Source organism: Salinivibrio sp. MA351, assembly GCF_001996065.1.
GTDB lineage: Bacteria > Pseudomonadota > Gammaproteobacteria > Enterobacterales > Vibrionaceae > Salinivibrio > Salinivibrio costicola.
The window spans coordinates 18,505-39,810 of sequence record NZ_MUFG01000008.1; the positions used below are offsets into that span (position 1 = coordinate 18,505).

General features: G+C 49.9%; 17 protein-coding genes. 7 read left to right on the top strand and 10 right to left on the bottom strand.

Annotated features, from left to right (window positions below; all coding sequences use genetic code 11):
* Positions 1-1,939: 1,939 nt before the first annotated feature.
* The 4 genes from BZG78_RS06340 to BZG78_RS06355 form a co-directional block, all read right to left on the bottom strand.
* The gene (locus BZG78_RS06340; RefSeq protein ID WP_025744670.1) at positions 1,940-2,836 is read right to left on the bottom strand and encodes a DMT family transporter; all 897 of its coding nucleotides are present in this window, start codon (positions 2,834-2,836) and stop codon (positions 1,940-1,942) included.
* Positions 2,837-3,005: 169 nt separating this feature from the next.
* The gene (locus tag BZG78_RS06345) at positions 3,006-3,488 is read right to left on the bottom strand and encodes a DUF2780 domain-containing protein (RefSeq protein WP_077460594.1); all 483 of its coding nucleotides are present in this window, start codon (positions 3,486-3,488) and stop codon (positions 3,006-3,008) included.
* A gap of 103 nt (positions 3,489-3,591) precedes the next feature.
* The gene (locus BZG78_RS06350; RefSeq protein WP_077660705.1) at positions 3,592-5,196 is read right to left on the bottom strand and encodes an ABC-F family ATPase; all 1,605 of its coding nucleotides are present in this window, start codon (positions 5,194-5,196) and stop codon (positions 3,592-3,594) included.
* A 186-nt stretch (positions 5,197-5,382) separates the two neighbouring features.
* Complete coding sequence (locus BZG78_RS06355) at positions 5,383-6,870, bottom strand: carboxypeptidase M32 (RefSeq protein ID WP_077660706.1); 1,488 nt, start codon at positions 6,868-6,870, stop codon at positions 5,383-5,385.
* 110 nt (positions 6,871-6,980) lie between these two features.
* On the opposite strand from BZG78_RS06355, the gene BZG78_RS06360 reads away from it, so the two are divergent.
* A complete protein-coding gene (locus BZG78_RS06360; protein WP_077660707.1) occupies positions 6,981-7,550 on the top strand; it encodes a gamma-glutamylcyclotransferase family protein in 570 nt (189 codons plus the stop codon).
* A 99-nt stretch (positions 7,551-7,649) separates the two neighbouring features.
* On the opposite strand, the gene BZG78_RS06365 is transcribed toward BZG78_RS06360, so the two are convergent.
* Both BZG78_RS06365 and BZG78_RS06370 read right to left on the bottom strand, forming a co-directional pair.
* On the bottom strand, positions 7,650-8,663 hold the full coding sequence (locus tag BZG78_RS06365) for an outer membrane beta-barrel protein (protein ID WP_077577205.1): 1,014 nt from the start codon (positions 8,661-8,663) through the stop codon (positions 7,650-7,652).
* 314 nt (positions 8,664-8,977) lie between these two features.
* Positions 8,978-9,679, bottom strand: a complete 702-nt coding sequence (locus tag BZG78_RS06370) for a DUF2786 domain-containing protein (RefSeq protein WP_021023265.1) — start codon at positions 9,677-9,679, stop codon at positions 8,978-8,980.
* Between the two features lie 221 nt (positions 9,680-9,900).
* On the opposite strand from BZG78_RS06370, the gene BZG78_RS06375 reads away from it, so the two are divergent.
* Both BZG78_RS06375 and BZG78_RS06380 read left to right on the top strand, forming a co-directional pair.
* The gene (locus BZG78_RS06375) at positions 9,901-12,267 is read left to right on the top strand and encodes a DNA polymerase II (RefSeq protein ID WP_077660708.1); all 2,367 of its coding nucleotides are present in this window, start codon (positions 9,901-9,903) and stop codon (positions 12,265-12,267) included.
* Between the two features lie 99 nt (positions 12,268-12,366).
* Positions 12,367-12,630, top strand: coding sequence for a DUF1289 domain-containing protein (locus BZG78_RS06380; protein WP_077660709.1), 264 nt, complete (start codon positions 12,367-12,369; stop codon positions 12,628-12,630).
* 227 nt (positions 12,631-12,857) lie between these two features.
* Here BZG78_RS06380 and BZG78_RS06385 read toward each other — a convergent pair whose 3' ends face one another.
* The 4 genes from BZG78_RS06385 to BZG78_RS06400 all read right to left on the bottom strand — a co-directional run bounded on the left by BZG78_RS06385 (position 12,858) and on the right by BZG78_RS06400 (position 16,603).
* Positions 12,858-13,583, bottom strand: a complete 726-nt coding sequence (locus tag BZG78_RS06385) for a complement resistance protein TraT (protein ID WP_077660710.1) — start codon at positions 13,581-13,583, stop codon at positions 12,858-12,860.
* A gap of 225 nt (positions 13,584-13,808) precedes the next feature.
* Complete coding sequence (gene rplY, locus BZG78_RS06390) at positions 13,809-14,090, bottom strand: 50S ribosomal protein L25 (RefSeq protein WP_021023262.1); 282 nt, start codon at positions 14,088-14,090, stop codon at positions 13,809-13,811.
* A gap of 140 nt (positions 14,091-14,230) precedes the next feature.
* Positions 14,231-16,030, bottom strand: a complete 1,800-nt coding sequence (locus tag BZG78_RS06395) for a DEAD/DEAH box helicase (RefSeq protein WP_077660711.1) — start codon at positions 16,028-16,030, stop codon at positions 14,231-14,233.
* A gap of 111 nt (positions 16,031-16,141) precedes the next feature.
* Positions 16,142-16,603: a GNAT family N-acetyltransferase gene (locus tag BZG78_RS06400; protein ID WP_077575970.1), complete on the bottom strand. Its 462-nt coding sequence runs from the start codon at positions 16,601-16,603 to the stop codon at positions 16,142-16,144.
* A 286-nt stretch (positions 16,604-16,889) separates the two neighbouring features.
* Here BZG78_RS06400 and rsuA point away from each other — a divergent pair, with 286 nt between their 5' ends.
* From rsuA to BZG78_RS06420, 4 genes are all read left to right on the top strand, one after another.
* Positions 16,890-17,582 carry a 16S rRNA pseudouridine(516) synthase RsuA gene (gene rsuA, locus BZG78_RS06405; RefSeq protein WP_021023259.1) on the top strand — a complete coding sequence of 231 codons (693 nt, stop codon included), beginning with the start codon at positions 16,890-16,892 and terminating at the stop codon, positions 17,580-17,582.
* Positions 17,583-17,842: 260 nt separating this feature from the next.
* Positions 17,843-19,051 carry a Bcr/CflA family multidrug efflux MFS transporter gene (locus BZG78_RS06410; protein WP_077460584.1) on the top strand — a complete coding sequence of 403 codons (1,209 nt, stop codon included), beginning with the start codon at positions 17,843-17,845 and terminating at the stop codon, positions 19,049-19,051.
* Positions 19,048-19,713, top strand: coding sequence for a DUF2913 family protein (locus tag BZG78_RS06415; protein ID WP_077660712.1), 666 nt, complete (start codon positions 19,048-19,050; stop codon positions 19,711-19,713). Before BZG78_RS06410 ends, BZG78_RS06415 begins: the two co-directional genes overlap by 4 nt.
* 88 nt (positions 19,714-19,801) lie before the next feature.
* The gene (locus tag BZG78_RS06420; protein ID WP_277921243.1) at positions 19,802-21,178 is read left to right on the top strand and encodes an MATE family efflux transporter; all 1,377 of its coding nucleotides are present in this window, start codon (positions 19,802-19,804) and stop codon (positions 21,176-21,178) included.
* The last annotated feature ends 128 nt before the right edge of the window (positions 21,179-21,306 follow it).

Consider the following 21,306-nt stretch of genomic DNA (forward strand, 5'->3'; position numbering starts at 1 on the left):
TATCCTAACGGCCTGTTGTAACAGATGATTGTTAGGTTATTCTATAGTTCACTGCCGCACAGGCAGCTTAGAGAGCCCACGTTGCGGTCTCGTCGAGCGGATCGACGTTCACTGCCGCACAGGCAGCTTAGAGAAACGCGTCAACGCGCGCGGCGTGCAAGTCGATGTTCACTGCCGCACAGGCAGCTTAGAGAGTGACGGCCAGCCGTGGCGACGGGCGCCGATCGTTCACTGCCGCACAGGCAGCTTAGAGAGGAAGACGTCGGGGAGCAGCTTGGCGTGTTTAGTTCACTGCCGCACAGGCAGCTTAGAGAGGAAGACGTCGGGGAGCAGCTTGGCGTGTTTAGTTCACTGCCGCACAGGCAGCTTAGAGAGGTGCAGCTTCTTCCATCTTCATTATAAAGAGTTCACTGCCGCACAGGCAGCTTAGAGATGATCAAGTATCGATTCATCGCAGCGGAAGGCGTTCACTGCCGCACAGGCAGCTTAGAGAAGCCGGATTGATTGTTCCTTGCCACAAGCCACGTTCACTGCCGCACAGGCAGCTTAGAGATCAAAACAAACATCATCGTGATATTGCGCGAAGTTCACTGCCGCACAGGCAGCTTAGAGATCGACAAGATCATAAAAACACACATGCCAGCGGTTCACTGCCGCACAGGCAGCTTAGAGAGTTATCTTCGCGCGTGACGTTGATTTCTTCGAGTTCACTGCCGCACAGGCAGCTTAGAGAACTTCGTCAGCTTTGAAAAATAATACCAAATCGTTCACTGCCGCACAGGCAGCTTAGAGAGTTAAAAATCCTAGCACGTTTTTTGCATTCATGTTCACTGCCGCACAGGCAGCTTAGAAAATGACGCAATGACACTGTTCTAGGTCCAGTGAGTTCACTGCCGCATAGGCAGCTTAGAAAAAGACGGCGAAACATTTGGTGCACAAGTTGGCGTTCACTGCCGCATAGGCAGCTTAGAAAATTTCGATTGGGCGATTTCGCCATAACGGTTTGTTCACTGCCGCATAGGCAGCTTAGAAAAGAGTCATTTGAAGTAATCGGCAAGCTAACGCGTTCACTGCCGCACAGGCAGCTTAGAAATAAGCGGCGATGACGTTTTGCTCATTGAGCAAGTTCACTGCCGCACAGGCAGCTTAGAAAGCTTTGATGATGCGTGAATGCGCAGTGAAATCAGTTCACTGCCGCACAGGCAGCTTAGAAAATTTCCACCACATCGCCAATGGCGGCTGCTTTGTTCACTGCCGCATAGGCAGCTTAGAAATACAGCCATCACTTAACCTCTTGCCAAATCGCGTTCACTGCCGCATAGGCAGCTTAGAAAATGTAAAGCTGTGTACCAGGGCCGAGCAAGTCGTTCACTGCCGCACAGGCAGCTTAGAAATTTAGCAATAGAACGAGGATGACGAGCACCAGGTTCACTGCCGCACAGGCAGCTTAGAAAGGAGATAGCATCAGCACTAACTAACTTAATGGGTTCACTGCCGCATAGGCAGCGTAGGTGACACAAGCCCCAGCACGGTGTTGGATATGTGATAACTGTCAAAGGGCGCCTGTCACGATCAGTGCCAATTTTAACGACGATGTCGGATGGCGCGCGGCGCAAGTCACACCAAGTTTTTTCGATCGAGTTGGCGCTTATGCCGACCTACGCGAACTTTGACATCGGTGGTGCCATTGGCGACCGAGATACAAGCCCCAGCACTGTGTTTGATAGGTGCACATTGCCAACGGGCGCCTGTCACGATCGGGGATTAATAGTTGGCTCCGATGTCGGATAGCGCCAGTTGCACTGCGCGCGGCGCAAGTCACACCAAGTTTGTACGATCGAGTTGGCGCTTATGCCATTGGTGAAGGAGACTTCGCAAACCAAAACTGGCCTCAAATGAGGCCAGTTTTGCTCGTATTAAACCTTTGAATGTGCGAGTGTTATACGATACGTCGCCGAAAGATGCGATGACCAACCGCATTGAACAACGCGCCTGCCACAATTAACCCACCACCGAGATAGGTCCAAATTGAGGGCACTTCATTAAAGATCCATACCCCAAGCAAGGTTGAGAACACAATTTGTATATAGGCATAAGCAGACGCTTCACCGGCTTGTTGGGTTTGCATGGCTTTGGTGAGCCCATACTGGCCAACCTGGGTAAATACACCGACTAAAACCAATAGTAATGTGAGCGATAAACTTGGCATCACGAACTGTGGCCACATCAGCACGGTCGCGACGGGTAGGGCAACCATGGGAAAGTACAAAATAATTACCGAGCTGTCTTCGGTGCGGCTGAGTTTACGCACAATCACATAAGCCATTGAGCTGCCTAATGCCCCCAGAAGCGCAATAATCACGCTAAACGTGGGCAAGGCCTCCGCAATATTACCGTTAAGGTTAGGTTGCACCATCACGTAAAGCCCGATTAAACAAAGCGCAATACACACCAACGTGGCGCCTTGTAATCGCTCTTTGAGTAACACCAACCCAAGCACAGCAGTAAACACCGGGTGAGTGTATTGCAAAACAGTGGCTTCGGCTAAGGGTAAAGTCGTGACCGCATAATACACACACATCAGCGCGGCTGTACCGAGTACACCACGCAGCAACAGGAGTTGCTTATTGTTACCCCATACCGACAGGCCTTTACGTTTCACATCGGTGTAGCTGATGATGAGCGACACCAGTGCTCGGGCGGCGACAATCTCAAATACCGGGATACCATTGACAGCCACGTATTTCACACAGGCGGACATCAAGGCAAAGCCAAGCGCAGACAGAAGCATAAAGCGGATCCCAACTGGGATCGCAGAGAAAGAGAAGGCAGGCATAATCATACAAACTTAAACAACAGGGCGACTATGATAACGCGTCTCGGTGCGCTTTGCTTGATGATTCGATAAATAAACGCGCGTCAGCGGTTGCCGCGCGTTGTCGTTGTTTAAACTGCCGAGGCATGCGGCGACGGAGTAATTTAATCGGTGTTTAAGTCGCGTCGCGCTATGGCCAAAGTTGGGTTAGCGAGCTTAGCAATCCATCGCTCGCGCCTTGTTGGCCCAAATAGTCGAGCACAACCGGCACAAACTGCTTTAACGTGGCCGCGTCGATACCAAGTTTTTCTGCTGCACGATACACATCACCCATTGAACCGATGCCACCCGCACTCGCATTGTCTCCGAGTAATGACGAAAGCGACGATAAATCAGGGCGTAAACTTGCAAGCTCTTGTTGATCGCTGCCGGTGAGGCCATTCGCTGCCATGGCGAGTAAGGCCCCGGCGCCACCTGTTGCTTGAGCTGGGCTCACATCCACTTGTTCAGTGATCGATTTAACGAGCGGAGATTGGCTCACCTCATCACCGGCAAATTGGGTTGCCATTTGCGTCATCACATCAGTGGTTTTATCGCCCTGGCCGAAAAGGGCATAGCTCGGAGTGGTAAGAAGAAGACTGGAAAGCGTTAACAGTGTGGCCGCGTATTTCATGATCCCTCGCTCGTTATAAAGAATAAGCACGTTACTCTAGGTATAGCGGGACTTGCCGCTGAATGGAAGCCAATCAGCGGCAAATTCAGGCTCAGTCTTGTGATCAAGCCACCGCACGTACTTTTTCTAAGTGGGCGAGGTACTCATCGTAACTGCCGTTAAAGTGGATCAATTGCTGGTCTTTGATCTCAATGATATCGGTCGCCAATGAGGAAACAAATTCACGGTCGTGGCTGACAAAAATCAAAGTGCCTGGGAATTGCTCTAGGCCTTTATTGAGTGATTCGATGGCTTCCATATCCATGTGGTTGGTGGGTTCATCCATCACAATCACATTGATATCTTGCATCATCAGCTTGCCGAACATCAGGCGGTTTTTCTCGCCCCCTGAGCAGCTTTTCGCTTTTTTGTTCACATCATCGGCTGAGAACAACAAGCGACCCAAAATGCCACGAACAATCAAATCATCGTGCTTGGCCGTACGCCATTGCGACATCCACTCAAACACGGTGAGATCGTTATCAAACTCGGCACTGTTATCTTGTGCACAGTAACCAATTGCGGCGTTTTCTGACCATTTGATTGTGCCTTCGCTTTGCGCAAGCTCGCCCACTAAACAACGCAACAGGGTGGTTTTACCCACACCATTTTCGCCAATGATCGCCAGGCGCGAGCCCGCTTCAAGTAAAAAGTGACCGTTTTTAAATAAAGGTGTCTCGTCAAAGGTATGGCCAACCTCGCGTAATTCGACCGCTTGACGGTGGAGTTTTTTGCTTTCAGTGAATTGGATATAAGGGTGCACGCGACTGGATGCTTTGACTTCATCAAGCTGGATCTTTTCCATGCGTTTGGCGCGTGAACTGGCTTGCTTAGCTTTAGAGGCATTAGCACCAAAGCGATTCACGAAGTCTTGCAGCTCACTAAGTTCCGCTTCTTTTTTGGCGTTGCTCGACAACAGTTGCTCGCGTGCCAAGCTAGATGCGGCGACAAAGTCATCGTAGTTGCCTGGATATACACGTAGCTCGCCAAAGTCGATATCGGCCATGTGGGTGCACGTGGCGTTCAAGAAGTGACGATCGTGAGAAATGATAATCATGGTGCACTGGCGCTGTTGCAGCTCACCGGCCAACCAGTTGATGGTATGAATATCCAAGTTGTTGGTCGGTTCATCCAACAGCAAAATATCAGGATTCGCAAACAAAGCCTGGGCAAGCAGCACCCGTAATTTCCAACCCGGTGCCACTTGCGACATCAGGCCAAAGTGCAGCTCTTCTTCAATCCCCGCTTGCAGCAGAATATCGCCAGCACGGCTCTCGGCGGTATAACCGTCCATTTCCGCGAACTGGCTTTCTAGCTCTGCGACGGCCATGCCATCTTCTTCGCTCATTTCCGGCAAAGAATAAATACGCTCACGCTCTTGTTTGATTTCCCACAGCTTGCGATCGCCCATCATCACCGCATCAATCACTGAGTATTGCTCATAGGCAAATTGATCTTGGCTAAGCTCGCCCAAGGTTTGTCCTGGCGTGATGGACACATTGCCTGCGGTAGGCGTGAGCGCGCCACTCATGATTTTCATCAAGGTGGATTTGCCACAGCCGTTGGCTCCGATCAATCCGTAGCGGTTACCGTTACCAAATTTGGCAGAGATGTTTTCGAATAGCGGCTCGGCACCAAACTGCATGGTGATATTGGCGATTGAAATCAAAAGACGTTCCTAGCGAATGTGCTCAACCAGGGCGTGTAGTCATGCCAACAAAGCATCTGACTCACGGCCAAGCGAGGAGGGTGTAAAGATAAATATGACTGAGCGCGCATTGTACAGAAGTGTGATTGAATTAACAGATTAACCTGAAAAAACCAAGGCCAATATCGCTGGCCTTGGGGACACGGATTACAAATACCGCCCTTGAATATACTCGCGGAAGTGGGCGGGGTTGAGGGTTTCGCCGGTGGCATCCTTGAGTATGTTATCGGTTGAGGTAGTGCTGGCGCGTTGCCAGATATGTTGGGATAACCAATCAAAAATGGGCGACAGGTTACCGCTGGCGATAATGCCATCCACATCCAGTTGCTGGCGCATTGCTTGCATCAATTGCGCGGCATACAGGGCACCCAAGGTATAGGTGGGGAAGTAGCCAAAGCTGCCATCGGTCCAGTGAATGTCTTGCATGCAGCCGTTTTTATAGTTGCCGGCGGTGCTGAGGCCAAGGTATTGCTGCATGGCGTTGTCCCAACGCTCAGGAATATGATCAACTTCCATGTTGCCACTGATCAGATCGCGCTCGATGTCATAGCGCAGCATGATGTGTGCCGGATAGGTGACCTCGTCGGCATCGACACGAATATAACCGGGCGCGACTTGAGTTAACACGCGGTGGAAATTCTCGACATGAAAGGCGGGATCGTTTTGGCGGTTAAAGGCAGATTTAGCACGCTGACAAATCAAGGTAGCAAATGCTTCACTGCGGGCCAGCTGCATTTCAAAAAACAGGCTTTGGCTTTCGTGCACGCCCATCGAGCGCGCTTGGCCCACTGGTAAGCCTGCCAGGTCCTTAGGCAACCCTTGTTCATAGCGCGCATGGCCGGTTTCGTGGATCACGCCCATTAATGCCGAGGTAAAATCTTGCTCGTCGTAGCGGGTGGTAATGCGCACATCAGTGGGTACGCCGCCACAAAATGGGTGGGTGCTGACATCCAGACGACCCTGTGCAAAGTTAAAGCCCAACTGCTGCATCACCTGCTCACCCAAGGCTTTTTGTTGCGCTTGGGTAAATGGCCCTTTGGGCATAAGGGGCGGCTGTTGCGCTTGCTTGTCGACTACCGCCTGGATGGTCTCCGGTAGCCATGCTTTAAGCGCACCAAATACCTCATCGACACGGTCAGCGGTCATTCCTGGCTCGTAGAGGTCGAGCAGGGCATCGTAAGGCGCACAACCTTTTTGGTCCGCACGAATATGGGCTTCTTCGCGCGCCAAGGCCACCACTTCTTTTAAATTTTTGGCGAAGCCTGTCCAATCGTTATCTTGACGTTGTTGGCGCCAAGCATGCTCGCATTTGGCACCCGCTAAAGATTTGGCTTTGACCAAGGTGTCAGGCAATACGCTGGCCTGCTGCCACTCGCGCTTCATCTCTGCCACGCTCGCTTTTTGCGTCGGTGTCAGTTGCCCCAATTTATCGTCCAGCTCTGCTAACCAGTCACTAAGCTCAGGTTGGGTGCTTTGTTGATGGCAATAAAGCGCGAGCTCTGCCATCGCGTCGGCACGGGCTTGATTCCCACCATCTGGCATCATGGTGGTTTGATCCCAACCGCAGATTGCGGCAAGGTGCTGAAAATGTGACAGCCGTTTGAAGTGGGCTTCGAGCTTATTGAGTGGTTCCATGATGACTTCCTTGTTAACAACATTGCCGGATATTCTGGCAATTTGTATGAAAAAAGCAAGGCAGCCACTACCGTTCTGTCAGGTTATGCAATAAAGGAGTTTGCAACGTCATGTATCTATTTGGGTACGGGAGTTTAATGAATCCGGCGTCACGGGCGCTGACCGGTGAATCTGGATGGACGTGCCCGGTTACCGTGACCGGGCTAAGTCGTCATTGGAGCAATGTCAGCGAGGCGTTTATTTCGCCTTTGGTGGTGTTACAAGGTGAAGGTCAATGTAATGGGGTGCTGGTCAGCATCGATCCACAGTCATTGCCCGACTTTGATCGCCGAGAGGCAGGCTATCAGCGGTTACAGTTAGCTGAATCAAACATCACTCTGCCCGAAGACGTGACGCTTGATGGCCCCGTGTACGTATATGTTGCCGATACGCAGCGTACCCCAGACGTAGACAAGCCGATTGCCCAATCCTATGTCGATACGGTCATGGCAGGCTGTTTACGCTACTCAGCGGATTTTGCCCGCGCGTTTTTAACCACCACTCAGGGATGGGAAGGCGCTTATCATAACGATCGCGCCGAGCCAAGGTATCCACGGGTGGCAGGAGTGAGCGATCAAGATAAAGTAGACATCGATCGGTTGATGCAGGCGCACTTGACCGCTTTTACAGCGCGCGGTTAATCAGTCATTGATTGTTCATGACAAGAAAAGGCCACCGACAATGCGGTGGCCTTTGCGTATTTATATTTGCATATTTATATGATGCGATCGTCGATGTGATTAATTCACTTCCACATAAACGAACTCTGGCGAAGTGACTTCCACGCGGCGGTTTTTCGCACGACCGTCGGCAGTCTCGTTACTGGCGGTTGGCGCTGACTCGCCTTTGCCCATCACGGTTAAGCGCTCAGCCGCAATGCCCGCGTCTAAGAAGACATCCGCAACGACTTGTGCACGCTCTTCAGAGAGTGTTTGGTTATAAGCGGCAGGCCCTTGGCTGTCGGTATGACCCACAATCGTCGCTGTGGCTTCTTCATGCTTAAGCAACCGGTCAACTAATGGCTGCAAGGAGGCGACCGCTTGCTCAGATAACGTTGCTTTATCAAAGCCGAACATTTCGGTTTCGCCGGCCTCTGAGAGCACAATTGATTGCGGCTCGGCAACCGGCTCTGGCTCTTGAACGGGCTCTGGCTCTGCCATAACTGGCTCTTCAACCATTGCTTCAGTCATTGGCTCACTGGCGGTGCGGCCAAAGTGATAGGTCATCCCGACGGTGACGAGGTTATTATCAACGCTTGAGAAATAGCCATCATCCATATCATTGATGTGTTGGTATTCTAGGCGAAGGTTGAGTTTATCGGTGGCTTGGTGATCAACACCGATCGCGCCCATCAACGACACATCGTCGCGATCACCGGCATTGCTGTTAAAGTTCCACATCGCGCCGCCCACTTTCCCGTACAGTGCGGTATCGGGCTTAACGTGATACGACAATTTGGGGGCAAGTGTCAGCGCGGTGAGATCGCCCGATGCTTTACCAAAGGTATCGAATTCAGTGTCAAAGCGACCTAAATAATCATAGGTGCCTTCAAGCGCAAACCAGTCATTGAAATCATAACCAGTAATGATACCCGCCCCGAGCTCTTGATCACCACAGTCGGTGTCAGACACACAGCTATCTTCTAAAAACGACGGCCCAATACGACCCCCCATGTAAAGACCACTGTCTTGCTGTGCATAAGCTGCGGGTGCGACGGCCAGTAAGAGGCCGAGACCTGTCACGACTTTTTTCATGCCACTCTCCTAATTAAGGATATGAAGTATCTTATTTTACGCATTGTGAATGCTTGTTATTGAGTCACCTTAGACCATGCGATCGCAACTGCCAGCGAGTTGGGCAGACGGAACATAGATAATGTGACATGGATCCTAGGCTAGACCTGAGAAGCGTGTAACACAATAGGCGACAAGCGATTTGACCATGATTTGACGTGTTTAACACAAGTGTCTTATTGGTGAGAAAATACTGACAGAGGCCGGACAAATCGCCGGCCGTTTTCACGTGATGAGAGAGTATTAAAGGGGCGTTGGTTATTACAGAATTGTGGTTATGATTTTGTGTTACCTGTTAGGCGCTTTTGTGGGCCTTGACCGCTTACAGGGCGACTAACTGAAATTTCGCGGCCCTTTTTCATGCCACGTTCGTAGTCATCGGTCATTGCCGCCATGGCGTCTTTGAGTTGCTGCTTAAATGTCTCTCGGTCAATGTTGGCGAACTCTTTATCAATATAGCTTTTGATCTTATCGTCGCTGTCTCGGGCATCAAGCTGTGGCAATTTGTCGAGTGCCCCCTCAAGCCAGCCCGTCGTGAAGGACTGAACACGGCGGGTGACTTGTTGGGTGCTGGTGCCTGAGCCTGCGAAGCTGTTACGAAACTGGCCAATATGTTCATTCATATCGCGATACACCACATCAAATGCAAACGCCGCGAAAATAGCCCGGTCGGCATCACCGATAAATTCAGCCTGCTTGAGCCCTTTGTGGTTGACCAATACGCACTCGACGCCAAAGCGACTATTGATGCCGCGGATAATTTTTAAGATCGATTGGTTAATAGACGCTGGCAACAGCTTCTCAGAGCGCGTTTTACCCATACTGATGAAGTCAATGTCGTCCTGATCGAGGCCATGCTTCCGCATCAGCCGCTCGGCCATTTTAATCGCTTGCGCCGCCTCGTTGACATTGGCGGAATTGCTGAGCTCTAGACATTTAGCAATTTTTTTGAGCGCTTTGCTTTTCGGATCTGACATTCATACTTCCCGATAACGAACAAACGCGCATTGTATCGCGTCCGCAAGCGACAACAAAGGCGAGATTATAATGGGCGTCTCGGCGGAGCACGTTGTTTGGCTGTCACGTGTGTAAAAAGAGGGCCAAAACTGTTTATCTATACAGTAATTGGCCACGTTTGTTACACTGTCCTTATCATTCCATATCGATAACGCCTGTGACTTCATCGACTGCGCCCTATATGCAGCAAGGGTTTGTGATCACGCGCCAGCAGCGTGATTGGGGCCATACCTCAACCATTGTTTTATGGCTTTCCACGCCAGAAGGCCCGATCAAACTCTGTATTGACGATCAGCACAGTGTGTTTTTTGTGCCGTTGGAAGAAAAAGCGCGGGTGGAGGCGCTATTACCTGCTATCGATCCCAATGCCTATTGCAAACCGGTACCGCTAACAACCTTCCAACATACGCCTGTTGCAGCCTGTTATTTCACCAGTGTTAAACGTGCCCGAGAAGGCCAGAAGGTGATAACGGGGGCCGCTATTGCGCTTTATGAAGGGGATTTACGCTTGGCCGATCGTTATCTGATGGAGCGCTATATTTGTGGCAGCTTGTTGTTTACCGGTCAGGCCCGTCAACGTCAGGGCTACCTAGAAGTAACGCAAGGCAAAGCGAAGCAAGCAGACTATACGCCCACGCTTCATCATGTCTCGTTGGATATCGAGTGTTCACAAAAAGGTCAGCTTTATTCGGTGGGGTTAGACAGTGAAAAAGACAGTCGCGTGATCATGGTCGGTGCGCCTCAGAACGATGCCCCGGCGTGGATAGAGTGGGTGGATAACGAAGAGGCTTTATTGGTCGCCCTGGAGCGTTGGTTCGCACAATACGATCCCGACGTAGTGGTGGGCTGGAATGTGATTGATTTTGACTTTCGCCTATTGGTTAAACGCGCGCAACGCTACCAGCGTGATTTACGCCTTGGTCGCGGCGGGGAACGCGCTTTTTGGCGTGATGGTGGTAGCAATAAGCCGGGCTTTATCAGTTTAGCCGGGCGGGTGGTGATTGATGGGATTGATGCGCTAAAAACCGCGACGTATGGGTTCCGATCTTGGGCGCTAGAGGCGGTTGCACAAACGTTATTGGGCGAGGGGAAAGCGATTGATGATCCGCATGATCGTATGGCCTCGATTAATCGCATGTTTCATCAGGATAAAATCGCGCTTGCGACTTATAATTTACAAGATTGCCGTTTGGTTAACCGAATCTTTGATCACACTCACTTACTCGACTTTTTAATCGAGCGTTCACGCTTAACCGGGGTAGAGCTCGATCGCGTGGGCGGCTCGGTAGCGGCATTCACTAACTTGTTTTTACCGCGTTTGCATCGTTCCGGTTATGTCGCGCCTAATCTAGCCAGCGAAGGGTGGATCGCGAGCCCTGGTGGTTATGTGATGGACTCCAAACCCGGCTTATATCACTCAGTGCTGGTGTTGGATTTTAAATCGCTGTATCCCTCGATTATTCGTACCTTTCTTATTGATCCGCTTGGACTTATCGAGGGGTTAAAAGCACAAGAGGCCGGTCAGGAAGCCGACACGGTCCCTGGGTTTCGAGGCGGTGTTTTTCATCGAGAAAAGCACTACTTACCGGCATTGATTGATGAGTTGTGGCAAGCGCGTGATCGGGCGAAAAAAGCCGGTGAAAAAGCGTTTTCGCAGGCAATTAAAATTATCATGAATTCCTTCTATGGCGTGTTGGGCTCATCGGGGTGCCGTTTTTTTGATCATCGCTTGGCATCATCGATTACCATGCGCGGCCATGAGATTATGAAGACCACTCGTGAGTTGATTGAAGCACAAGGCTTTGAGGTGATCTACGGTGACACAGACTCTACCTTTGTGTCATTGGGGGGAGAAAAAGCAAGCGAGGACGCCGATGCCATCGGGCGAAAGCTTGTTAGCCATGTGAATCAGTGGTGGTCTCAACACTTGCAGGAAACCTATGGTCTCGAATCCTTGCTGGAAATTGAATACGAAACCCATTATCAACGCTTTTTAATGCCCACCATTCGTGGGCAAGAAACCGGGAGTAAAAAGCGTTATGCAGGACGGATCGTCAATCCTGATACCGGCGAGTCTCATTTGGTCTTTAAAGGGTTAGAAACGGTAAGAACGGATTGGACACCATTGGCGCAACAGTTCCAGCAACAGCTTTATCAACGTGTGTTTGATGGTGATGATGTCGATGCTTTTATTCGCGATGTGGTCGCCTGTACGCAACAAGGGGAGCGCGATGCCGAGCTGGTGTATCGTAAACGGTTACGACGCCCGATTGCGGAGTATCAGAAAAATGTGCCACCGCACGTGCGTGCTGCGCGGCTGGCTGACAGTGAAAATCAAAAACGTGGCCGCCCTGAACAATACCAACGGGGGGGATGGATTGAGTATGTGATCACGGTTAATGGGCCTGAGCCGTGTATGTATCGGCGTAGCCCGATGGATTATCAACATTATATTGATAAACAGCTTAAACCGATTGCTGATGGCATCCTGCCGTTTATTGGTAAAGAGTTCGACACCTTGGCGCTACCGCAATTGGGGTTGTTCTAAGCACGTTTGATCGTTTGCCTTGTTCGGGCAGTTTTTAACGCGCGACTTGCAATTGTGTCTCCCACCCGCTTGAATGAAAGAATCAGCAGGGAGGATGACGTGGAACAGCTCGATTTCTTCGAGGTGCCGAGTCCGTGCAAAGGCATCTGTCAGGTCAATAACAAAGGTTACTGCAAAGGATGCTTTCGCAGTCGCGATGAGCGCTTTTATTGGTATGACTTTACCAACGAGCAAAAGCGCAATGTGGTTCGCTTATGCCACCAGCGTTATTTGCGCATTATGCGTGCCAAACGCCAACAGACACGGGAAACCGCCTTAGAGCCGGAAACTCTTCCACATCAGCCTTCGCTGTTTGATGAATGACGATTTAGCAGAAATAGCTTTAGCTTGTGCGAATATCCGAATCTCGTGTTACCAAGACACTTGCTTTGATATGGTTGCCTAGTTATTTAATTGACAGTGATATTACTTACTGGAATAAAAGCGACGGAGATTGTAATCGTTGGTAAGAGGATAGTGTAGGAGTTGCTTTGAGTTGCGTTACGTCAATAAAGAACGAGCGCTCTTCATTGAAGAACGCTCGTGCTAAATTATAAAAGACCACTAATTGATTGTGTTAGTCCTTTTTTCAGTTCTGGTTCTGCTTCAGCGAACTCTAGGTTGACTTTATTGGCAGTAGAAAGCACTCGTGTTTGATAACGTTTCCACTGCGTTTTCTCCGTAGATTTTACTACCTTCTTGCTGCTTGAGCCTTGCGCAAGTTGAGAATCAAGAGCCTCAGTAACTACGACACCATCAGATGCGCGCTCAGAAATCTGTAGGTCAGTGATCATTGAGTAATAGACATCTTCGACCATTGCATCAGCGACTAGGCCAATAGCCGCGCCCGCCAGTGATGCTGCGCCTCGACCTGAACCGCCACCAAATTGAGCTCCTGCTAAAGCACCACCAACAGCGCTACCAAAACCTTGAGATAAAAAGTTTTCACTTTCACGCAGGTCAGCTTTACCGACTTGTAAAATATTTGCCTGAATCATGTAATGGGCTTTGCTTGGATCTTCTAAAACCTTATATCCACGGCTTTCAATTTTTGTTTTGATATCAGATTTTATATCAAGGTTGGGCTTGTCTGAGGTATTTCTAATTTGTAGGAATACTGTGCGTTTTGATGGAGCAACTGGATCGAGAAAGACGGTATCGCTCATTTTTGTCTGTACGTCAAGATTACGCTTTTTAACAAGCGTATTTGTTGCGGAGCACCCAGTAAGTACGAGTGTCAATGACATTAATGCGGCAAGAAAGATATTTTTTTTCATGGTGATAGATAGTGTTTATATAAAAAGGGACACTATCCTAATCAACTTATTAGGCAAATTGGAATCTTTCTATTACATTTGCTTTCTGTTTGGTGATCGAGGTCATGTATTTTTGACACCAAAATGACATATCTGTTTTTTTTTTGAAAATGTCATGGTGGTTAAAATATAAAAAAGGCGCCCCTGAGGACGCCTGATCTCATTCCATCTTTATCGACACAGCGATTAGATGCGGATGAAGTCCATGTGTTCAACTTTTGGCTTGAACGGGTGACGTTGGATGTCTTGTGGCTTCACTTTTACTTCTTGGCCATCAATAACCAGGATGATGCCTTCGTAGAATTCAGGCTTGTCCATTTGGTTAACCACAACAGGGTGGTTCAGTGCGATAGATACAGGCTCTTGGTTGCCACCGTAAACAATCGCAGGGAATTTTTTCTGATGACGTAGGCGGCGGCTCGCACCTTTACCCTTTTCTGTACGTACTTCAGCTTCGAATTTAAACATAATTAATAACTCTCTTTAGAGTGAAAAAATAGCACTGAGCGTAGCGACCTAACTCAGTACCCAAAAACGAGCGCGGATAGTAGCACTGGTTGCGCGCGAAAACAAGCGTCATCGGTGCGCAGAAGGCCTGCTTGCGCGTGTTAGTCGGCTTCTGCAAAGGCTTGCCCACGACTTTGTGCCAACATCGCCTGCAATCTGTCTTGGCTAATAAAACTATCGACATCAAAGATCTTCTGGCGCAGATGCCAAAAACGGCCTTGTTTGCGTGCAATGACAAAATCAGGCGGACGAAATCGATGTTGTGACGCTGTCACTTTAGTGGGCGCGGTATCGGTGAAGGGACGATGGCGATCGACTAAATGTGGGCGAACAAACCGCGCTAAAAAGTCGTGTTTCTGTTTCTTGGTCGCAAGTGGCCAGACTTCGTGTAAATCGTTGCCATCGTTGGTGTGATAGGTCACTTTTAACTGCGGTTTTTGGTAGCGGTTTTTGCCCGCTGTGAGGGTCATATCGGCACACGCCACCACAAGCGCGTCTTTGAGTTTGAGTGCCTCACGCAGTTTTTTATCTGGATCGATTAACGGTGCGTCGCATTGGTGGCAGCGGCGGGCGGCAATATCGTTATCGGCGCCGCATTCATCGCAAAATTTAGCGCGAAACCGATAGCCGCAGATTTCACGCTCCCCGGTCTCGTCTTCAAAATCCCCTTGGCATTGGCGACCGTAATGCTCAAGTAAAAAGCCATTGTCATCCAGTTTGCCCCAAAAGCTATTGTTAAACCCGCACGCAGGGCAAGGAATGGTGACTAACTCGCTGTCGCTATCGGGTTTAGGCATACCAATTTCGGGCTGATACAGGTCGTAAACATTGCCGGCATAATCAAGGATAAGACAGTCTTTTTTTCCGGGCGCTAATCGCAATCCACGACCGGCTATTTGCTGATAAAGGCTCACTGATTCTGTGGGACGTAATATTGCAATTAAGTCCACATGAGGGGCATCAAAGCCAGTGGTCAACACCGATACGTTCACTAAGTACTTCAGTGCTTTTTGTTTAAACGCCTCTATAAGGCGATCACGTTCAAGACCAGGGGTGTCGCCGATGATCAGCGCGGCGCTGTCTTTAGGAAGATAAGTGATGATTTCTTTGGCATGGTTAACGGTCGCAGCGAAAATCATCACCCCTTGGCGCGGGCGCGCATACTCAAGGATTTGTTCGACAATTTGCGGGGTGGCACGCGGGGCATTGGCGACGACCTTATCGAGATCCGCCTCACGGTAGTAGCCGCTGGCAGTGCGTGAGACTTGTGAAAAATCATAGCTAAGAAGCGGTGCATCCAAAACATGGGCCGGGGTTAAAAACCCTTCATCCAAAAGATGGCTAATGGGCAGTTCGAAGACGCAATCGCGAAAAAAACGGGTGTCAGTGGTGCGGACTTTACCACTAGTGTGGTACTGATAAATCCAACCTTGTCCTAACCGATATGGCGTAGCGGTTAACCCGAGTACTTTTAGACCGGGATTGACATGTTGTAGGTGTTGAATAACACGACGATAACTGCTGTCTTCGTTGTCAGGAACGCGGTGGCACTCGTCGATCACCAGCAGCGAGAATTGGTCGGCAAAGGCGTCGAGGTTGCGCACGACCGATTGTACCGAGGCGAACACGACCTTTTCATTTGATTCCTTGCGTCCTAAACCAGCGGAGAAAATACCGCCGGTGAGCCCATAGCCTTCATACTTGGCGTGGTTCTGCTCGACAAGCTCTTTAACATGCGCCAAGACCAGAACTCGGCCTTTGGCAATACGCGCTAATTCAGCGATCACCAAACTTTTCCCGGCGCCCGTGGGTAGCACGGCAACGGCAGGCGATGTATGACGGCGAAAATAGTGCAGGACGGCTTTAACAGCGTCAGACTGGTACGGACGTAAGGTATACATAATCAAAAAACGGCCTAAGTGAGGCCGTTTAGTTTACTGACTTGTTCGCTCAGGTACAGACTATTTATACCCAACCGATAAATTTATCCCTAACCGATAAATCACGGTCCATTATAGCCGTTTCGTGAAAATACAATGCTGACGGCGTGGTTGGTAATCAAACTGCTCGTAAAACAGGCGAGCGCCTTTGTTACCAATGTTCATTTCTAAAATCACGGCCACACACTGCCTTGTTTTGGCTTGCTTTTCTACCTCAGGGATCACTTGCGAACCCACGCCTTGACGGCGCCAGGTTTGTTGAATGAAAAACTGATCGATCACACCGACGCTGCCGCCATTTTCGACACTAAAACTATAGGCTAAGACGATAAACCCGATCGTATCCGTTCTTCCTTCGTGCTCAACATCAATCAGAAATACATCGCCACGCTCGGGTTGTGACAATAGTGTGTTAAAGGTAGAAACCACCGGCTCGCGATCAAACGGCAAGGCCTCATGCTCATGTTGTTCGCGCGAGAGTGTGAGTAAGGTTTCCAGGGTATCGACGTCAGGGCGGCGAAGAGAGACAATCATGGTGTTTCCTTTTTATCACTGATTGGTCAAGACGACCGTATCATACTCGCCAAGTCGGTAGGCTCAAYCTCGGTGCGTTTTTCGATTAGCACGATGTGACAGACTCGGCGTCTCAACAAAAAGCGTTTGGTAGTGCTTGCATTATGACTAACGCATGTCACTGACAATGAGAGTGAGTGTATCTTATTGCTTTCAGTTTTGCCGCCAAATCTAGTAAAACTTGATCTGTGTCTTCGTGGCGATGTGACGTATAATCGCCGCAAACATAGGTGTAATGAATGGTAATATGCGGATAGATAAATTTTTATGTGAAACCCTAGGGGTAACACGAAAGCAAGCTGGCCGAGTGCTGAAAAGTGAAAGCGTCACTATCGATGGTGAGATCGTAAAATCTGGCGCCATCAAAGTCGGTAAAACCGCGGATGTGCAATTTGAGGGACGATCGTTAACCCTGTCTGGCCCACGCTACTTTATGATGCATAAACCTGCGGGCGTGGTGTGTTCACACGAAGATGCCTTTAATCCCACGATATTTGTTTTGCTCGATGAAGTGAACGCAGAAAAGCTGCATATAGCGGGTCGCCTGGATGCAGACACAACAGGCCTATTGTTACTGACCGACGACGGCCAATGGTCTCACCGTATCACGTCACCCAAGCATCAGTGTACAAAAACGTACCGGGTGTGGTTAGCCGATCCGATCAGTGCAGATACGGCGAGTCAGTTTGAGCAGGGTGTGATGTTACGCAGTGAGCAGCAAGCGACATTGCCGGCTAAGCTCGAGCAGGTGGGTGAGTATGAAGCCTTATTGACGATTCAAGAGGGTAAATATCATCAAGTGAAACGTATGTTTGCCGCAGTCGGTAACAAGGTAGACGCCTTGCATCGCGAATCTGTGGGTGCGCTTGAGCTCGATGACACGCTCGAGCCTGGCGAATATCGCCCTCTCACCGATGAAGAAATTGCCTTGTTGGCATAATCTTGTTGGCATAATTAAGTGTGACACCTTAGATCCCACCTAGGGCAACGATCGACCCGAAAGCACAGTTCTCGCTGTGCTTTTTCAATGTGAGCGAAGTAATTTTTTAAGCGGGTTTTGAACATCGATTTTAAAGACTGGTGTTAAAGATTGGTGATGAAAAGAAAGACATTCTTTCCCACTACGCAATAATAAATTGTTACACTTTGACCAATCTCACGTTATTTCCCTTTTTCCTGTCTTTTACGTTAAGGAGTGTTATGTCGCAATCATCGGCTGTTACGTCGTCCCCAGCGCAGTTAAGTTGGCTGTTAATCCTGGTGCTTGGGGCCATTGCTGCATTGACCCCATTGGCGATCGATATGTATTTGCCCGCCATGCCGGCCATTGCCGCGGATTTAAACGCGCCCAGTAGCGCGGTAAAGTCGACGCTGGTGGCCTATACCGCTGGCTTTGCGATTGGACAGCTTTTCCACGGCCCAATTTCGGACAGTTATGGTCGTAAACCTGTGATGCTTGGTGGCGTTGCGCTCTTTTTTATCTGCGCTGTGGTCAGTGCGATGGCCCAAGATATTGATGTATTAATGATTGCGCGTACTACACAAGGCTTTGCCGGTGCAGCGGCGGCGGTGATCATTCAAGCCTTGGTGCGCGATATGTTCGAGCGCGAAGAGTTTGCGCGTACCATGTCGTTTATTACGTTGGTGATGACGATTGCACCTTTGGCAGCGCCAATGATTGGCGGTTATCTGCTGACTTGGTTTGACTGGCGTGCGATTTTTTGGGTCCTGGCAGGATGGGCCTGCTTTGTGACCTTGTGCATTATTTTTCGGATCCCCGAAACGTTACCGCGAGAAAACCGTCCGCCCATGCGGATTGGTGCCTCGTTGCGTAACTATGCCCGCATGCTAAAAACCCCCTTTGCGGTAGGAATGATCTTTTGTTCTGGGTTCTCGTTTGCTGGGATGTTCTCGTTTTTAACCGCGGGCTCGTTCGTCTATATCGACTACTATGGCGTCAGCGCCCAGATGTTTGGCTATCTTTTTGCGCTTAATATCGTTTGCTTGATTGTGATGACGTTTATCAATGGGCGCTTGGTCCGCAAAATGGGATCACATTGGATGCTGCGGCTCGGGTTGGGTATCCAGCTGGTGGCGGGCATTGCCATTGCTGTTTTTCAATGGTTAGACATGGGGCTTTGGGGCACGGTGATCCCGGTGATGACGTATGTCGGTGTGATTTCAACCATCGGCAGTAATAGTATGGCGTGCTTGCTGGCGTGCTATCCACAAATGGCAGGTACTGCATCATCTCTGGCGGGTACCATGCGTTTTGGTATTGGATCTCTAGTCGGTGCAGGCGTTGCCGTGGTCTCTGATGGAACACCTTGGGGGATGATTGGCGCCATCGCGATTTGTGCGATACTCTCTGCCGTTTTCTACTGGACGCTAGCACGTAAAGAACCATGAGTTATGTCATCACCATTCAAACCGTTATGGCTGCGGCCTTCGATGAGTTAGCTGCCGCCATCGATGCTAAAAAAGTGGCTGATGCGCCAGCCGCTCGCGAGGTGTTTTTAGGTCGTTGGGTGGCGCAAGCGGTTAAGAAACAGCGTTTTCACCACAGCGTAAAAGCGGATTTGCAACGTTGGACGCAGCGTGCCCGTAGTGCCGGCACTCAAGCCGGATTAGAGGCCGAATTTCGACACATTCAGCAACTCTATACGCAGTGGTTTCCGGTCGATGAGCCGGCAAGCCCGGTCCAGCACGCCCAATTACAACAGATGATTGATAGTGCCCGCGAGGCGGGTTGGATGCTGCACACCCAGACGCCGATTGATCGAAAGATTAAGATTGTCTCTGAGGGACAGCATTCACTGGTGGTATGTCCTGAGGCAACTCAGGCGGCATTCAATGCAGAAGGGCACTTAGCTCATCCTCTTAGCATTTATGTGCGTGGACCAGAAATTGATGTAATGAATTGGGCGCATCAAGCCAAACTGGCACCCACGAAAGTCACGGCCTATAAGTCGATCGTTAAATATCATGCTGAATATCGACTTTGGCCCGACAATCATGCGGATTGCTTAATGGTGATGCCGCGGCAATCTGTGGTGAAAGAATACCGCTGATGAGCATTGAGAAACCGTCTGAGGGCGGTTTTTTCTTGTTTGAAAGCCACGTAAACTAGGCGCGTTGCCTTATCGGTTGGAGTCTGTTGTGAGCGCTGTTTCTCGTCCTTTTTTTGATGTGGTGTTTTTAAAACGCTTACTGTTAATTGCCATTCCCATTGCCCTCCAAACCATGATGTTTTCCAGCCGCAGTTTGGTCGACATCCTGATGGTCGGTCAGTTAAGTGAGGCTGATGTCGCTGCGATTGGGATTGCAGGGAAAGCAATGTTTGTTTCCACCCTGTTAATTTTTGGGGCGATGACCGGTGGCTCTATGTTGGTCGCGCAATACTGGGGCGCGGGCGACAGGCAAGGGTTTCGAGAAAAAATTGCGCTGACCGTGACCCTAACTAATGCCACTGCGGCGTTAAGTGCCTTTGTTTTTTGGGTCTATGCGGACGTCATTATTGGCTTTGCCAGTGATAACCCAACGGTGATTGCCTTGGGGCAAGACTACTTGCAGATCGCGGGGTTATCGCTGTTTTGCTTGGCCAGTGTGTCAGGGCTGGCGGCGGGGCTGCGTGCCATGCATAAACCGGGGATCAGCACTTTTTTTAGTAGCGTGGGGATCAGTGTGAATATCCTACTCAACTGGGTGTTTATCTTTGGTCACTTCGGCGCGCCAGAGCTCGGATCAAAAGGGGCCGCAGTGGCAACGGTGCTTAGCGGTATTGTGGAAGTTGTCGCCTTGTATACCTATTTGTACCGTCGCCAACACCTTGTTGCCTTTTCCCTTGCTGAATGGCGCACGTCGCTCTCACTGGTGGCAGTAAAACGCTTTTTGGCGCTTTCTTTGCCGACTGCGTTTAACTTTTTAATGTGGTCGTCCGGCTTGTTCATTTACCACGCCATTATTGGTCATGTGAACGAAGCAGGGCTAGCCGCGATAGCGGTGATCACTCCGGTTGAGTCGTTATCGCTCTCTTTTCTGATTGGCACAGCCAATGCTGCCGCTGTGTTAGTGGGGAACAACCTGGGTGCTAAACAAACCGACACCGCCTATCATCAAGCATGGCAAGTGGCGGTGTTTAATTTGATTGCAGGCGTCTTTATTGCCGCAGTGATGCTGCTGATTAAACCTTGGGTCTTGGGGTTTTTCCCCGCATTGACTGGTGAAACGGCACAAATTACTGAATATTTCTATTGGGCAATGTGTGCGCTGATTGTGGTTAAAACCATCCCAATGGCGATGATCGTCGGTGTGCTGCGTGCCGGTGGTGATGTGCGCTACTGTCTGGGGCAAGACTTTGTTGCGCAGTGGTTGATCGGTATTCCCGTGGTGCTCGCTGCTGCCGTGGTGTTTGAATGGCCGGTTTATTGGGTCTATGCGTTATTGGCGACAGAAGAAGTCGTCAAATGGGTCGGCTCTGTCATTCGGGTTAAATCGGGCGTATGGCTAAACTATCTTGTCGATGATGCCCGTTGATTGAAAAGAAGACGCAATGGGAAGCTGTCTACCTAGTTTTGCCCTTTTCTCAGCCTCTTAATTGGGGTACATTGCCAAATTAGTCAAACAGTGTGACCTAGTTCTCGTTTATTGCTGTTTTAAAACAC

Excerpts from the sequence above, each read along its gene's own strand:
- BZG78_RS06340 (WP_025744670.1), bottom strand. The coding sequence starts at position 2,836 with ATGCCTGCCTTCTCTTTCTCTGCGATCCCAGTTGGGATCCGCTTTATG.
- BZG78_RS06345 (WP_077460594.1), bottom strand. The coding sequence starts at position 3,488 with ATGAAATACGCGGCCACACTGTTAACGCTTTCCAGTCTTCTTCTTACC.
- BZG78_RS06355 (WP_077660706.1), bottom strand. The coding sequence starts at position 6,870 with ATGGAACCACTCAATAAGCTCGAAGCCCACTTCAAACGGCTGTCACAT.
- BZG78_RS06360 (WP_077660707.1), top strand. The coding sequence starts at position 6,981 with ATGTATCTATTTGGGTACGGGAGTTTAATGAATCCGGCGTCACGGGCG.
- BZG78_RS06365 (WP_077577205.1), bottom strand. The coding sequence starts at position 8,663 with ATGAAAAAAGTCGTGACAGGTCTCGGCCTCTTACTGGCCGTCGCACCC.
- BZG78_RS06370 (WP_021023265.1), bottom strand. The coding sequence starts at position 9,679 with ATGTCAGATCCGAAAAGCAAAGCGCTCAAAAAAATTGCTAAATGTCTA.
- BZG78_RS06375 (WP_077660708.1), top strand. The coding sequence starts at position 9,901 with ATGCAGCAAGGGTTTGTGATCACGCGCCAGCAGCGTGATTGGGGCCAT.
- BZG78_RS06385 (WP_077660710.1), bottom strand. The coding sequence starts at position 13,583 with ATGAAAAAAAATATCTTTCTTGCCGCATTAATGTCATTGACACTCGTA.
- rplY (WP_021023262.1), bottom strand. The coding sequence starts at position 14,090 with ATGTTTAAATTCGAAGCTGAAGTACGTACAGAAAAGGGTAAAGGTGCG.
- BZG78_RS06395 (WP_077660711.1), bottom strand. The coding sequence starts at position 16,030 with ATGTATACCTTACGTCCGTACCAGTCTGACGCTGTTAAAGCCGTCCTG.
- BZG78_RS06400 (WP_077575970.1), bottom strand. The coding sequence starts at position 16,603 with ATGATTGTCTCTCTTCGCCGCCCTGACGTCGATACCCTGGAAACCTTA.
- rsuA (WP_021023259.1), top strand. The coding sequence starts at position 16,890 with ATGCGGATAGATAAATTTTTATGTGAAACCCTAGGGGTAACACGAAAG.
- BZG78_RS06410 (WP_077460584.1), top strand. The coding sequence starts at position 17,843 with ATGTCGCAATCATCGGCTGTTACGTCGTCCCCAGCGCAGTTAAGTTGG.
- BZG78_RS06415 (WP_077660712.1), top strand. The coding sequence starts at position 19,048 with ATGAGTTATGTCATCACCATTCAAACCGTTATGGCTGCGGCCTTCGAT.